Below are 14,851 nucleotides of genomic sequence, written 5' to 3'. Positions count from 1 at the left end.
ACGACTGTCAGTCACGGGTGGCGACCTGCATGTGCAGCAGGGAGGCGACCAGCGGCTCCGGACGCTGCGAATCGGGCTCGGCCCGGCCGTCGAGCCAGAGCCGACGGCGACGGAACACCGGTGGGGGCAGGGGCGTCCGGCGCGGTGTCGTCGGTGGGGCGGCGCTGAGCACCAGGTGGGCGTTTGTGCCACCGAGTCCGAAGGAGCTGACCCCGGCGACCCGGTCCCGACCGGGCGGCCACGGTGCCGTGGCGGTGGTGACGTGCAGGGGCGAGCGGCCGACGTCGAACCGGGGGTTCGGGACCCGACAGAACAGCGTCGGCGGGATCTGCCCGTGCTCCACCGCCAGGGCCGCCTTCACCAACCCCGCCATCCCGGCGGCGCTGAGCAGATGTCCGAGGTTGGACTTGACGCTGCCCACCTCGATGCCACCGACCGGCTGCCCGGCGAAGACCTCGGTCAGGGCCCGCAACTCGATCGGGTCGCCGATCATCGTCCCGGTGCCGTGCGCCTCCACCATCCCGACCTCGGCGGGGGTCCGCCCCGCCATCGCCAGGGCCTGCCGGACCACGTCGGCCTGGGCGGCCGGGTTGGGGGTGGTGACCCCCATCGTGTGTCCGTCGTTGTTGACCGCCACCGCCTCGATCACCGCGTGCACCCGGTCCCCGTCGGCCAGGGCGGCGGCGAGCGGCTTGAGCAGGACGACGACGCACCCCTCACCGGGGACGAACCCGTCGGCGTCGGCGTCGAACGTCCGGCACCGGCCGGTCGGTGACAGGGCGCGGGCGGCACTGAGGTCGAGGTACGTGTGCTCGTCGAGGAGGACCTCCACGGCACCCGCCACCGCCAACTCGGACTCACCGGCGAGCAGGCTCCGGCAGGCGGTCTGCACCGCCACCAGCGACGACGAGCAGGCGCTGTCGACGACGAGGTTCGGGCCGCGCAGGTCGAAGTGGTGGGCCACCCGGGCGACGATGAAGTTCTGGTCCGACCGCAGGACGTCGGAGCGGACCGGGACCCGTCGGCCGTAGTCGGACAGCCGGGCCCCGGCGACCACGGCGACCCGCCGGCCGCGCAGTTCGGCCTGGTCGTACCCGGCCTCGGCGAAGCACTCGGCGGTGCCCTCCAGGAACATCCGGATGGCCGGGTCGAGGCACCGCGCCTCGTCGTCGGTCATGTCGAAGTACCCCGGGTCGAAGTCCTCGACGCCGGGGACGAACCCACCCCACTTGCTGATCGACCGGCCCAGGGACGGCTCCGGCGAGTACCACACCCGGTGGTCCCACCGACCGGGTGGCACCTCCGTGACGGCGCAGTCGCCCCGTAGGAGGTTCGCCCAGAAGGTGGCCGGGTCGGACGCGCCGGGGACCCGGACGGCCATCCCGACGATCGCGATCCGCCTGTCGACAGTCTCACCCGACCGGTCGCCCGGCACCGGGTCCGCGCGACCGCCCGGAGCCGGGCTCGGCGACACGTCCTCGACCGCCGGGGTGGGCGGCTGAGGGATGGTGGTGGGCGGTGTGGTGATGGCGAGGTGGTCGGTCAGTTGTTCCAGGGTGGGATGGAGCAGCAGGGTCGCCGGGTCGAGGGGACGTCCCAGCCGCCCCTCGACGGCGACCAGCAGTTCCCCCAGCAGGACCGAGTCGACACCGAGGTCACCGAACTCGACGGTCGGATCGAGGTCCCGCTCCGGTACGCCGATCACCTCCGCGACGAGACCGGCCAGCCAGGTCGGCCCGGCGGGCCGGTCGGGGCGTACCCGCAGGAGGGCGTCCGGGTCGGGGCCGGGTCCCAGCGGCGGAACGGGCAGGACGACCTCCCCCACCGGCAGGGCCAGGACCCGGTCCAGGACCCGCAGTCCGGCCGCGTCGTCCAGGGGGGCGATCCCGGCCGGGGCGCAGGGGTTGGGAAGGCCGCTGGTCGACCCGGTCTGCGCCCACTGGGGCCAGTCCACCGCCCGCATCCCGGTCCGACCGGCGGCGATCTCGGCCCGGACCAGCTCGTCCACTGCCGCGTTCGCCGTCGCGTAGTCGGACACCCCGGCGGCCAGGGCCGGGACGGTGGCGCAGACGGAGGAGAAGACACAGAAGAAGTCGAGCCGGTCGTCGGCGCAGAGTCGGGCCAGGTCCTCGTACCCGTCGAGTTTCGGGGCGAGGACCGCGCGGATGTCGGCTGTCGCCTTGTGGACGAAGGCGGGACTGCCCTGACCGCCCGTACCGGCGCAGTGGACCACCCCCCGCAGCGGCCCCAGCTCGGCCCGGACCCGGTCCAGGAACCGGCCGATCCCCGGGAAACCGCCGCTGTGCTGGAGGACCCGGACACCCCTGTCGGTCAGGGCCCGGGCGGTGTCGGTGGTGGGCCGGACCCCGACCAGGGCGACAGCGCGTGCCCCGTGGTCGACAAGGTGTCGGGCGACCAGGGCACCGGTCCCCCGGGTCCCGCCGGTCACCAGGTACACCCCGTCGGGGTCGCACCGCAGCGGGACGTACGGCGCGGACACCGGCTCCAGGTGCGGCCGGTGCCGTCGGCCGTCCCGGTACCGGACCAGCCCGTACGGGTCGGGGCGGGTCCACTCGGCGCGGATCTCGTCGACCGGGTCGTCGGCCCGGTCGGTGTCCAGGACCGTCGCGGTGACCCGGGCGTACTCGGCCCCGAGTGCCCGGACGAACCCGGCGGTACGGACGTCGGCGTCGGCGACCTGGACGATCCGCAGCGGGGTCCGGGGGCGGGCCGACAGCAGCCGCCGCACCACAGCCACCCGGGTCTCCCAGTCCGGTTCGCCGGGCAGTAGGAGCAGACCTGACACGTCCGGCCGGTCGGCCAGGACCCCGGTGAGGTCGACCTCGTCCCGGACCCCCGTCACGCCCAGGGCCGCGACGGTCCCGGGGGCACCACCGAGGCAGACAACGCTCGTCAGGTCCGGCATCGACCCGGCCGTCACCTCCTCGGCCCGCCACCCTCTGCGATACAGCGGAACCTCCCCACCGGCGGGTTCCGCAGCGACCTGCGGGGCCGGGGCAGGCGGGGGCGGCTCGACCGGGGCCGAGATGGCCGACGGCGGGGGCGGCTCGACCGGGGCCGGGGCCGGGGCCGGGGCGGGCTCGGGGGCCCAGCACCGGAGTCCCGCGAAGGGGTACGACGGCAGGTCGACCACCGACCGGCGGGACGGATGCAGGCGTTCCCAGTCGACAGGACCACCGTCGACCCAGTGCCTACCGATCTCGGCCCACGACTCCGTACCGGTCACCGGCAGGACCGGTCGGGTCGGGTCGGGGGCGGCCGGGGCGCGCCCCATCATCACCGTCGGGTCACTGCGGTACCGGTCCAGCCGGTCCACGAGCGACCCGACGTCCTCGACCACGACGGCCAGCCGCTGTCGCAGTGGCTCCCGCCCGACCTGGAGGGTGTACGCGACGTCGGCGAGGGCGGGTCCGCCCCCGGCGAGCAGGGCGGCGGCTTCCTCTGCTGCCCCGGCACCGCCCGCACCGGCGGCGATCCGGCGTACCGCCGCCCACAGGTCCTCGGTGGACGGGGTGCGCCCGGAGCGCAGGTGCCCGGCCACCCGGTCGACGAGTGCCGCGAGGCGGTCCTCGTCTGCGGCGGAGAGGACCACCAGGTGGGGGCCGGGAGGCGGGGGCGGGGCGGGGTCCCGGGTGGGCGGGGCGGCGACCACTGCGTGGGCGATGGTCCCACCGGCCCCGAAGGAGCTGATCCCCGCCACCCGGGGGCCCCGCCACTCGGCCCGGTCCCGTTGCACCCGGAACGGCACCGCGTCCCAGGGCACGTCAGGGTTGAGGTCGTCGGCGTGCAGGGACGGGGCGAGGACGCCGTGCCGCAGTTGCAGCAGGACCTTTGTCAGCCCGGCCAGCCCGGCGGCGGCCTCGGTGTGCCCGATCGTCGACTTCACCGATCCGATGGGGATGCCGGCGACGGGAAGGTCCCCGTACGCCCGGGTCAGGCCGTCGATCTCCACCGGGTCGCCGAGGGCCGTCCCGGCGCCGTGCGCCTCCACGTACCCGATCTCGGTGGGGGCGGTGTCGGCGGCCCGCAACGCCCGGCGTACCACCTCCGCCTGGGCGGCGGGGTTGGGCACCAGGTATCCGTTGGTCCGGCCGGCGTGGACCACCGCCGTACCCCGGACGACCCCGTGCACCGGGTCCCCGTCGGCGAGCGCCCGGTCCAGGGGTTTGAGGACGAGTACCCCCACTCCTTCGGCGGGAACGAAACCGTCCCCACCCGCGCCGAAGCTGCGACTGCGCCGGTCGGTGGCGGTCAGGGTCATCCGCTGCTGCTGGCGGAACTTGTTCGGGTGCAGGCTGAGACTGACCGCCCCGGTGATCGCCACCTCGGCGTCGCCCTGGCGCAGGCACCGGACCGCCAGGTCGAGGGCGACGAGGGCGGAGGAGCACATGGTGTCCACTGTGAGACTCGGCCCGTGCAGGTCGAAGTGGTACGAGACCCGGTTGGCGATCCCGCCGAGGGTGGCACCGGTGTCCTGGGGGAAGCCCTGCCCGGTCTGCTCCACCCCGAAGTAGGGGTACTCGTTCCACATCGCCCCGGCGTAGACGGCGACGGAGCCGTGGTGACGCCGTCGCAGCCGGGTCCGTGGGTATCCCGCGCTCTCCAGGGCCTCCCAGGTCACCTCCAGGAAGAGCCGTTCCTGCGGGTCCATCAGGGCCGCGTCCCGGGGGGTGATCCCGAACAGCATCGGGTCGAACCTGTCGACCTGGTCGAGGTAACCGCCCTCCATCAGCTCCACCGGCCACCCGGGGCGGGCCCGGTCCTGCGGCAGGGGGGTGACACAGTCGCGGCCGTGGACCAGGTTGTCCCAGAACTCGGCGAGCCCCGGTGACCTCGGGTAACGCCCGGCGACCCCGATCACCGCGATCTCCGTGGTCTGCTGACGGTGCCCGGCCGACACCGCCCGGCCGACCGCCGACCCCCCGGCGGCAGCCGGGGCCGGGGCGGCAGCGGGCGGGGATGCTGCGGCGGCAGGTGCAGGGCCGGGGGGCGGGGGCGCAGCGGCGGCGGGTGTCGGGGCGGGACCGTCGTGGGGGGCGTGCTGGCCGGGTGTCCGGGTGGGGGCGTGGTGACCGGCGGCGGCGAGGGCGGCGGCCACCTCGGCGAGGGTTCCGTGTTCGAAGAACAGGGTCCGGGTCCGTACGCCGAGGTCCTGTTCCAACCGGGTGTTCACCTCGGTGACCAGGTACGACGACAGTCCGATGTCGGTCAGGGGACGGTGGGGGGCGACGACGCCCGCCGGGTTGCCGGAGACCTCCGTGTACACCCGGACGAGGTAGCGCTCCAGCTCCCCGACGACCCCCGGTTCGGGGGCCGACCCGACGGCCGGCGTGGCGGGGGCCGTGACCCCGAACGGATAGGTGGGCAGCGGGACCCGACGGGGTGGGGTCGGCCAGTACCGCCGCCAGTCGACGTCCCGTCCGGACACCCAGGCGGTGGCCGCGTCCAGCTCGGTGTCGGGGGTGGGGCCACCCGGGTCCCGACCGGCGATCCCGTGCCGGACGGCGTCGGTCGGGTCGCCGCGCAGGAACGCGGCGAGCCCGTCGGCCAGGTCCCGGTGGTCCCGGCAGAACACCGCCAGCCGGTACGCCAGCGGGGTACGCCCCACCTGCGTGGTGTACGCGACCTCCGCGAGGTCGGGTCGTGGTACGGAGTCCTCGACGTGTCGGCGCAGCCGCTCGGCGCAGTGCCGGAGCGGGGTGGGGCCGGCGGCGGAGAGGACTACCGCATGGGGGTTCTTCGACTGCTGCGTCACGGCACCTGCCCGGGTGGGAAGGGGTGTGGGCCGACCGTCCGCGGCCCGGGCCCCACGCTAGGAGTGGGCCGGGCAACCGCCTGCTCAACACTGAGCAGGCGTCGATATCCAACGATTGGTGCACCCGTCGACAGGGCTCAACGGTGAGCAGAAAGCCCCGAGGCGGTACGGGTAGAACAGGGACGTCCCGAACGAGAGGGAGCGACCCCGATGACCACCACCCGAGCGCCCTTCACGGCGCTGCACCAGTCCGCCCTGCCGTTGGAGCGGGTGCTGCACTCCATGAACTCCGGCTTCATCCTGCACCGGGTGGGCCAGTTGGCGTACGAGTTCTCGGCGGAGGGCCGCCGGTTCAGCGTCGACCTGCTGCGGTACATCAACGAGTCGCAGGAGGGCGTGGCGACGTCGTTCGCCTTCGAGGAGACGTTCGGCCGACGCGACCGGATGCACTGGTTCATCCATCTGAAGTCGCCGAACGACTACGGGATCCTGCTCAACATGGTCGACCACGACCTGGAGTTCCGGCGGATCTCCGACGAGGACCGGCTCCCGACCAAGGGGGGCGGCAACTGGGACCGGATGTTCGTCCACCGCAGTCTGCACGAGGACGTCCTGATCCCGCAGCACGGGATGGACCACGACGACGACCATGCCGAGGGTGCCACCTTCGTGCCCCCGGCGGCATCGCAGCTGAACCAGGCACCGGAGGACCAGCTCAACACCGCCACCGCCGGGGCCGTCCTGATGCGGACCTCGGACGTGAAGTACGAGTACCGCGAGGAGGGACGGATGTTCCTCGCCCACTGGCAGCACGTCGTCAACGAGCGGCTCGCCGGGCGGGTCACCGCCACCCTCTACGAGCAGACCTGGGGTCAGCAGGACCACCTGTTCCAGCTCGTCCACCTGCGGTCGCCGGAGGACTACCACGAGCTGGCGGCCCTGGAGCGCAGCCCCGACATGCTCCGGGAGGTGTTCGGCAGGCAGCGGTTGCACGAGTCCAAGGGCGGTGGGGGCTGGGACCGGCTGTTCATCCCCGGCAGCATCCGCGACACCCTGCTCCTTCCGCAGGTGCCCGGTGCGGATGACTGATCCGAGCCGACCCCGCCGCCGCACGGGCCGGCGTCGATGACGTACCGGACCGTCGACGTCCGACACCAGCCGGGGCTGGTCCAGGTGACGCTGGACCGGCCCCACCGGCGCAACGGGATCGACCACGAGGTGATCGCCGACCTGAACGCGGCCCTGGACGCCGCCGAGGGGGACCCGACCTGTCGGGCGGTGGTGCTCCGGGGCCGCGACGGGGTGTTCAGCGACGGGATGGACTTCGCCACGGCCGCCGCCGACAGCGGGTCGGCCGACGGTGGGCAGGCCTTCTTCGACCTGCTGACCCGGTTCACCACCACCGACCGGGTGGTGGTGTCCCAGGTGGACGGCCGGGTCGCCGGGGGTGGGGTGGGTCTCGCCGCCGCCAGTGACGTCGTCCACGCCACACCGCGCAGCACCTTCGCCCTTCCCGAGGCGTTGTGGGGGCTCCTGCCCTGTTGTGTCCTGCCGTTCCTGGTCCGCCGGGTCGGTTTCCAGAAGGCGTACACGGCGACGTTGAGCACCCAGGTGGTCGACGCCCGGGAGGCCCACCGGATCCACCTCGTCGACGAGCTGTCCGAGACCCCGGAGACGGTGCTGCGGCAACTGGTGTTCCGCCTGGTCCGGTTGGACGGCGAGATCATCGGCGACGCGAAGCGGTACTTCCACCGGCTGGCCCCGATCGACGAGCGGGCCGGGTCGGTGGCGGTGGCGGAGTTCGGCAGGTTGATGTCCTCGCCAGTGGTCCGTCGTCGCATCGCCGACTTCGTCGACCACGGGCGCTACCCCTGGGAGCGGTGATCCGGCCATGCGGGCGTGGTTGTTCCCCGGTCAGGGCTCGCAACACCGGGACATGGGATCGGAGCTGTTCGACAGGTTCCCCGACCTGGCGGAGACCGCCGGGCAGATCATCGGGGTGCCGGTCCGGGACCTCTGCCGGGACGTCCACGGCGAGTACCTGGGGCAGACCCGGTACGTCCAACCCGCAGTCTTCGTGGTCAGTGCGCTGGCCGCCCGGGCGGCGTCGGCCGACGGCCCCCCACCGGACGTGGTGGCGGGTCACAGCCTGGGTGAGTTCGCGGCCCTGCACGTCGCGGGGAGCCTCGACTTCGAGACCGCCCTGCGGTTGGTGGTCCGTCGGGGCGAGGTGATGGACCGGGTCTCCGGCGGCGGGATGGCCGCCCTGCTGGGACTCCCCCTGGAGTGGGTCGAGCGGACCCTGGCCGGGCTGCCCGACCTGGAACTGGCCAACCACAACCTGCCGGACCAGTTCGTGGTGGGCGGCACCGCCGAGAGTGTCCGGGCGGTCGTCGAGGCGGTCCGCCGGCACGGCACCGGACGGTGCGTACCCCTGGCGGTCAGCGTCCCGGCGCACACCCGGTTCATGGCGTCGGCCGCCGAGGAGTTCGGGCGGCTGCTGCGGGAGGTCCGGTTCACCGCCCCCCGGATCCCGGTGATCAGCAACGTGACAGCCCGGCCGCACGACCTCGACGCCCTTGCCGACCTGCTCCGCGACCACGTCGTACGCCCGGTCCGGTGGTGGGACACGCTGTGCCACCTGTCCCGGTCGGGGGTGACCGAGGTGACCGAGGTCGGCCCCGGGGAGGTGCTGACCAGGATGTGGGTCCGGGCCGCCGACCGGCTTCCCCGCCCCACCCCACCACCGGCGTCGGTCCCCCCGCCCCGGGCGGCACCGGTCCCACCCGCGCCGACCAGGCCGGTGCCCGTTCCGCCCCGCCGGGGTGCGACCACCGGTTCGACGGTGTTGCAGGCGGAGTACGACATCAGGTACCCGTGTCTGGTGGGTGCCCTGGGCCACGGGGTCACCTCCCCCGCCCTGCTGCGTCGTCTCGGCGGGGCGGGCCTGTTCGGGTTCCTCGGCACCGACGGTCTGGGGTCGGCAGAGGTCGCGGCGGCTCTGGGGCAGCTCCGGGACCTGCCCCGGTACGGCGCGGCCTGGCCGACGTCCGGGGTGGACGACCGGGCGGTGGCGCAGTTGTACCTGTCCCACGACGTCCGGGCGGTCCAGGTCGACGGGGCGCGGAGGACGGTGCCGCCCCAGGTGGTCCGGTACCGGTTCACCGACGGGGACCGGCGGGTCCTGGTCCTGACCGACGACATGGCCACGGCGGTGGGGTTCCTTCGACCGGCCGACCCCCACCTGGTGGGTGCCCTGGTGGCCGCCGGCGACCTGGACGCCGCAGCGGCCCGGAGGGCGACGACGACGCCGGTGGCGACCGACGTCGCCGTCCGGCGTGACGCGTTGGACCTGGTTCCCGCCCTGGCCCGGCACCGGGACCGGGTGGCGCCGACGGTCCGGGTCGGGGTGGCGGGGGTGGGGTCCCCGGCAGCGGTGGCGGCGGCGTTCGCCCTCGGGGCGGACTTCGTCGTGGTCACCACGCTCGCCCAGTGCACTCCGGAGGCAGCCACCTCCGACGAGGCGAAGGACCTGCTCGCCGGGTTGGACGTGACCGAGGTCCGGGACGCCCCCGACCCGGAGCTGTTCGCGCTGGGGGTTCGCAGCCGGGTGGCCGGACGGGGCACCCTCTACGCCGCCCGGGCCGAGCAGTTGTACCGTCTCTACCTGCGCCACGACCGGCTGGAGGACATCCCGGCCGCAGATCGGGCCGGGGTGGAACGGGTCCAGTTCGGGCGGAGCCTGGACGAGGTGTGGGCCGAGGTGGCCGCCCCGACCGTCGACGACCGGCACCGGATGGCGTTGGTGTTCGGGGCGTACTGCCGGGCGGCCACGGCGGCGGCGGTTCGGGGCGACCGACGTCGAATACTGGACTTTCGGATCCCCTGTGGCACCGACATGGGGACGTTCAACCGGCTGACCGTGGACGGCCCGCTGGCCGACTGGCGACGACGCCACGTCGACCTCGTCGTCGAGGAGCTGATGGCGGGCGCACCCGGTACGAACTGACCGGCCTGCCCCTGATCCGGCCCGAGGTACACAGTGGCGGCCTTCGCCGTGATGACCCCATTTACCCTCGTTTTTTTCTGCGGAATCAGTACGACAGCCGACAGAATTCGAGCCAAACGGGCGCGTAGACAGCCACCCCCGCCATTGTTAACATGACATCAACACGGACCGGAACGATCATGTCCGTGCGAGGTAAAGTGCAACCCTTTACCGGTTCCACCCAGGGCATACGGCAGGGGCCACGTCGGCGACCTGCGCCCAGTACCGTGCAACACCTTGCAGCACCGTCAGAAACGGTCAGCGCAACGGAATAGCAAACCAGATCGGTAGGGTGGATCGCGTTGACGCAACCTATGCACGACCCGGCCGTAATCAGTCTCGACGAGGCGTGATGACCTCGTCCTCACGGCCGGACGACCCGGAGCGCTCCCCACCCTCCCCGGTCACCACATTGCTGCCCCCTCCGGTTCGATCATCCTTATTGGATCTTCCGAAACCGTTCTGAGCAGCTGTTCTCAGTGTCAAATCGACCAGGGTCGCCGCGCCCCGGAGCGCGGGGCACCCCTGGCGCTCCCACCTGCGATCCCGCCGCCGAGTCACGGGCGGGCGGCACCCGGGCAATCTTCGGTGTCTGCTCACAACAGAACAGAGAGCCGGCACCGGGGCACCCAGACTACGAGTGCCCCAGGCGGAATGGACCTGCCGATCCACCGCCGACAGAGAAAAGCGAAAACGACAGATCGCCACCTGTCCGAATAGGTATGCTGTAAGACTCGGGGGGACTTCTTGAACACTTCCAACGGCTTCGATCTATTCTGTTCAAATCTGCTCAAACTCGTGCAGAGCGAACCGAGCTTCGCCGTACGGACCCACATCCCCAAGGGCGGGTCGGTCTACAATTCCGGCGACCATGACCTGCGGATCTATCTGGTCGAGGTGGGGCAGATCAAGACCACCGCGTCGTCCACCGACGGCAAGCAGTGCCTGCTGTCGATCCACACCCGGGGGGACACCTTCGGGGAGCTCAGCCTGCTGGGGATGCCCCGGGAGGAGACGGCCACCGCGATGCGCGACAGCGTGGTCAGGCGGATCAACTCGGCGAAGCTCCTGGAGACGATCTGTCACGACGAGGAGCTGAGCTGGCACTTCAACCGGTTCCTGATGGCCCGGCTGCGTGACCAGCAGCAGACCATCATGCAGCTGGTCACGATGGACAGTGAACACCGGCTCGCCGCCACCCTCCTGCGGCTCGGCCGCAAGCTGGGTCGGGAACTGGCCGGTGGCCGGCAGATCGAGGCCCGGATCACCCAGGAGGACCTGGCCAGCATGGTGGGGACCACCCGGAGCCGGGTCGGCCTGTTCCTCAAGCACTTCCGCCGGGCCAGCCTCGTCGACCAGCAGCCCGGCGGATACCTCGTGATCAACGAGCCGGCCCTGGTCGCGTACCTGGAACAGGGTCCCTGGCAGTTGCGGCTCTGGCCCACCGACAACAGCCGCACCGTCCGACCCCCGTCCCGGGCCGCCGGGCACGACCAGCGGGTCGACCGCCGTGGCGGCGACCACCTGGCCCAGCCCGCCCGGGTGTGGTGAGGACCGCCGACCGCCGTACCGGGGGACGCGGCGGCGCCGGTCAGGCCGCAGCCATGTCCCGGAGCTTGAGCACCGACCGCCAGTTCCGGGTGGTGCCGAGCGCCCCGGTCCGCTTCTCGACGAAGGCGTTGCCGAGTTTGCTGCGCCCGTACCCGTCCGGGACGTGGACGAAGACCTCCCGCCCGACCAGGGTCAGGGTCCCGGTCTCCCCCGCCGGGGAGGTCAGGGAGTCCTGGGTCTCCGGGGTGGGCGCCCGGTCGAGGAACGTGACGAGGAGCTTGGTCAGGTCGTCCTGCTGGTCGAGGTACGGATTGGCGGCGATCACCGCCTCCAGTTCGGGAAGGCTGCGCACCAGGACCGGGACGTCCCTGCCCCACCGGTCGGCGATGCCCCGGCGGATGTCGGCGACGACCTCCTCCTCGGCGGAGGAGCAGCCGAACACCACGTTGCCGCTCTGGATGTAGGTCTGCACCCCGTCGAACCCGCAACCGGCGAAGACCTCACGGAGGTCGGCCATCACCATCGAACTGCCACCGCCGATGTTGACGGCGCGCAGAAGTGCCACGTAACGCGTCATGGATCGGGATCCTAACCGGGTGTTCCCGCCGCCACACGCCCGGTGACCAGCGCTCAACAGTGAGCAGACAGGCATTCGGGCCCGCCGTAGAACCGTCACAGGCACCCGAGGGCGAGGGAGACGACGACGATGGTCACCGCGCCTGTCGGAATCGAGAGCATCCACGTCTATCCCGGTCGGGCCTGCCTGGACGTCGGGGACCTGTTCGCGGCCCGAGGGCTCGACCCCGGTCGGATCACCAACCTGATGATGGACCGCCGGTCGGTCAGCCTGCCGTGCGAGGACCAGGTGACCCACGCGGTCAACGCGGCGAAGCCGCTCGTCGACGCGCTCACCCCCCAGCAGCGCGCCGGCATCGAACTGGTCGTGGTCGCCACCGAGTCCGGGCTCGACTTCGGCAAGCCCCTCAGCACGTACGTCCACGCCATGCTCGGTCTCGGCCCCCGGTGCCGGTCCTTCGAGGTCAAACACGCCTGCTACGGCGCAACCGCGGCCCTGCAGACCGCCGCCGCGCTGGTCGCTGCCAGCCCGGTGCCCGACGCCCGCGCCCTGGTGGTGGCGACCGACATCGCCGGGGTGGCGGCACCGGGCAGCTACCACGAGCCCTCCGAGGGGGCCGGGGCCGTCGCGATGCTGGTCGGGCGCTCCCCTGACGTCCTGCGCCTCGACGTCGGGGCGAGCGGGTGCCACACGGAGGAGGTCATGGACACCCTCCGGCCCCGCCCGGACGTCGACGTGGTCAACTCCGACCTCTCCCTCCTGGCGTACCTGACCTGCCTGGAGGAGTGCTTCGCCGCCTACCGGGACCGGGTCGCCGGGGCCGACATCGTCGACACCTTCGACCACCTCGTCTTCCACATCCCGTTCGCCGGGATGGTCCGGGGCGCGCACCGGACCCTGCTCCGCAAGACCAAGGGGTTCTCCGCACCGCAGATCGAGGCCGACTTCGTCGCCCGGGTGGCACCGTCACTGACCTACACCTCGCAGGTGGGCAACCTCTACTCCGGGTCGCTCTACCTGGCCCTGTGCTCGCTCGTCGACCACGTCGACTTCGGCACGGCCCGCCGGATCGGGTTGTTCTCCTACGGCTCCGGCTGCGGGTCGGAGTTCTTCAGCGGCGTGGTCCCGGCGGGTGCCACCACCAACGGGGGTGGGCTGGGCCGGGCGCTGTCCGACCGCCGGGAGTTGACGGTCGCCGAGTACGACGACCTGAACCGGCTCGCCGCCGACCGGGCCTTCGGGGTCCGCGACGCCCGGCTCGACACCACCCCGTACGCGTCCATCATGGACACTCACGTCACCGGCCGCGGCCTGTTGCTGCTGGACCGCATCGAGGACTACCACCGGGTCTACCGGTGGAGCTGAGGCAAGGAGTCTCCATGAGTGTGCCGACCGCCGCGCTGGTGGTTCCCGACCTGCTGCGACACCGCGTCGAGCAGATGCCGGACCAGGAGGCGATAAACGTCCGGGGCAGGACGGGCATCACGTACGGCGAGTGGGACCGCAGGTCGAACGCGGTGGCCCGGGCCCTCCTCGGACGGCTCGGCGGAACCGGCCGGGGTGCCCGGGTGGCCCTGATCTTCTCCGGTGACGACTGGATCGACTACGCAGTCGCCTACCTGGGGATCCTCAAGGCCGGGGCCACTGCGGTGCACACGAACGACCGGCTGCCCACTGTCGAGTTGCAGCGCAGGTTCGACCAGTGCGGGGCGGTCGGAGTGATCCACTCCTCGTCGGTGACCCCGTGGCCTGCCACCCCCGACCGGTGGTCGGTGACGGTGACCGACCTCGACGGCGGGGACTCCGACCCGGTCGAGGTGGACATCCGGGGCGAGGACGTCGCCGACATCCTCTACACCTCCGGCACCACCGGCCCGGCCAAGCCCTTCACCAACCCCCACGGCAACCAGACCTACGGGCGGGGGTCGGCCGCGCTGGGGCAGCTCACCGATCCGGCCCCGCTGCTCGCCCCGATGCCCCTGGGTACGACGTCGAGCGCGACAACCGTCGCCGTCCTGGCCACCACCACCCCGTCGCCCCTGATCGTCTGCTCCCCCGACGATCCGGAGGAGATCGCCCTGCTGATCGCCGAACACCGGTGCGGGACGCTGATCCTGACCCCGTGGACGGCGATCCGGCTCACCGGGATCCGTCCCCGGGAGCGTCACGATCTCAGCACGGTCCGCACCATCGGCAACGCCTCGGCCCTGATGCCGCCCCGGATCGCCCGGGACCTGGTGGCCGCCATGCCGAACGCCACCATCGCCAACGCGTACGCCCAGTCCGAGGCGGTGCCGGCGATCATGCTGGGGACCGTCGACCCGGACCGGCCGATGTGTGTCGGGCGGCCGGGTCGGGGCACCGAGATGCAGGTGGTGGACGACCGGGGCGACCCCGTACCGGCCGGGGAACTCGGTGAGATCTGGCTGCGCAGTACGGCCCCGAAGCGGCTCTACCTCGACGACCGGCTCAACGCCGAGGTCCACGCCGGTGGCTGGACCCGGACCCGTGACCTCGGGCGGGTGTCTGCCGAGGGGGAGCTGTTCCTGTTCGACCGGCGTACCGACGTGATCACCACCGGGGGGCGGCTCGTGTCGTCCCTGGAGGTCGAGGCGGTCCTCTACGACCACCCGGGCGTCCGGGAGGCGACGGTGATCGGCCTGCCCGACCCCGAGCGGGGAGAGGCGGTGACGGCTGTCGTCGCCGCCGACGCCGACCTCGACCTGGCCGAGGTGACCCGACTCCTCGCCGACCGGCTGGAGCCCCACCAGGTCCCCACCCGGATCCACCGGCTCGACGCCCTGCCCCGGGGCGGGACCGGCAAGGTCCTGAAGTACGAACTCCGTCGCATGCTCGGCTGACTCGCCGCCGGTGCCGGCGGGCACGGCTCCCGGCACCC

The 14,851-nt window shown here is 72.5% G+C and carries 8 protein-coding genes; 6 read left to right on the top strand and 2 right to left on the bottom strand.

Annotation, left to right across the window (positions count from 1 at the left end; all coding sequences use genetic code 11):
* Positions 1–7 precede the first annotated feature (7 nt).
* A complete protein-coding gene (locus ABT336_RS06700) occupies positions 8–5,776 on the bottom strand; it encodes a beta-ketoacyl synthase N-terminal-like domain-containing protein (protein WP_350895532.1) in 5,769 nt (1,922 codons plus the stop codon).
* A 210-nt stretch (positions 5,777–5,986) separates the two neighbouring features.
* On the opposite strand from ABT336_RS06700, the gene ABT336_RS06695 reads away from it, so the two are divergent.
* The 4 genes from ABT336_RS06695 to ABT336_RS06680 all read left to right on the top strand — a co-directional run bounded on the left by ABT336_RS06695 (position 5,987) and on the right by ABT336_RS06680 (position 11,375).
* Complete coding sequence (locus tag ABT336_RS06695; protein WP_350895531.1) at positions 5,987–6,865, top strand: DUF6039 family protein; 879 nt, start codon at positions 5,987–5,989, stop codon at positions 6,863–6,865.
* Positions 6,866–6,901: 36 nt separating this feature from the next.
* Positions 6,902–7,660: an enoyl-CoA hydratase-related protein gene (locus ABT336_RS06690; protein WP_350895530.1), complete on the top strand. Its 759-nt coding sequence runs from the start codon at positions 6,902–6,904 to the stop codon at positions 7,658–7,660.
* A gap of 7 nt (positions 7,661–7,667) precedes the next feature.
* Positions 7,668–9,785 (top strand): acyltransferase domain-containing protein, encoded by a 2,118-nt coding sequence (locus ABT336_RS06685; RefSeq protein WP_350895529.1) that lies wholly within the window; start codon positions 7,668–7,670, stop codon positions 9,783–9,785.
* Positions 9,786–10,571: 786 nt separating this feature from the next.
* Positions 10,572–11,375, top strand: a complete 804-nt coding sequence (locus ABT336_RS06680) for a Crp/Fnr family transcriptional regulator (RefSeq protein ID WP_350895528.1) — start codon at positions 10,572–10,574, stop codon at positions 11,373–11,375.
* Positions 11,376–11,415: 40 nt separating this feature from the next.
* Here the strand turns inward: ABT336_RS06680 and ABT336_RS06675 are convergent, their stop codons facing one another.
* Positions 11,416–11,952 carry a DUF1697 domain-containing protein gene (locus tag ABT336_RS06675; protein WP_350895527.1) on the bottom strand — a complete coding sequence of 179 codons (537 nt, stop codon included), beginning with the start codon at positions 11,950–11,952 and terminating at the stop codon, positions 11,416–11,418.
* Between the two features lie 129 nt (positions 11,953–12,081).
* On the opposite strand from ABT336_RS06675, the gene ABT336_RS06670 reads away from it, so the two are divergent.
* Both ABT336_RS06670 and ABT336_RS06665 read left to right on the top strand, forming a co-directional pair.
* Positions 12,082–13,317, top strand: coding sequence for a hydroxymethylglutaryl-CoA synthase family protein (locus tag ABT336_RS06670; RefSeq protein WP_350895526.1), 1,236 nt, complete (start codon positions 12,082–12,084; stop codon positions 13,315–13,317).
* Between the two features lie 14 nt (positions 13,318–13,331).
* Complete coding sequence (locus tag ABT336_RS06665) at positions 13,332–14,813, top strand: class I adenylate-forming enzyme family protein (RefSeq protein WP_350895525.1); 1,482 nt, start codon at positions 13,332–13,334, stop codon at positions 14,811–14,813.
* Positions 14,814–14,851 lie beyond the last annotated feature (38 nt).

Origin of the sequence: Micromonospora sp. NPDC000207 (assembly GCF_040300925.1) — a bacterium.
Taxonomy (GTDB): Bacteria; Actinomycetota; Actinomycetes; order Mycobacteriales; family Micromonosporaceae; genus Micromonospora.
Note: the sequence above shows the minus strand (reverse complement) of the source record. Positions and strands in the feature narration are given on the sequence as shown.

Excerpts from the sequence above, each read along its gene's own strand:
- ABT336_RS06695 (WP_350895531.1), top strand. The coding sequence starts at position 5,987 with ATGACCACCACCCGAGCGCCCTTCACGGCGCTGCACCAGTCCGCCCTG.
- ABT336_RS06690 (WP_350895530.1), top strand. The coding sequence starts at position 6,902 with ATGACGTACCGGACCGTCGACGTCCGACACCAGCCGGGGCTGGTCCAG.
- ABT336_RS06685 (WP_350895529.1), top strand. The coding sequence starts at position 7,668 with ATGCGGGCGTGGTTGTTCCCCGGTCAGGGCTCGCAACACCGGGACATG.
- ABT336_RS06675 (WP_350895527.1), bottom strand. The coding sequence starts at position 11,952 with ATGACGCGTTACGTGGCACTTCTGCGCGCCGTCAACATCGGCGGTGGC.
- ABT336_RS06670 (WP_350895526.1), top strand. The coding sequence starts at position 12,082 with ATGGTCACCGCGCCTGTCGGAATCGAGAGCATCCACGTCTATCCCGGT.
- ABT336_RS06665 (WP_350895525.1), top strand. The coding sequence starts at position 13,332 with ATGAGTGTGCCGACCGCCGCGCTGGTGGTTCCCGACCTGCTGCGACAC.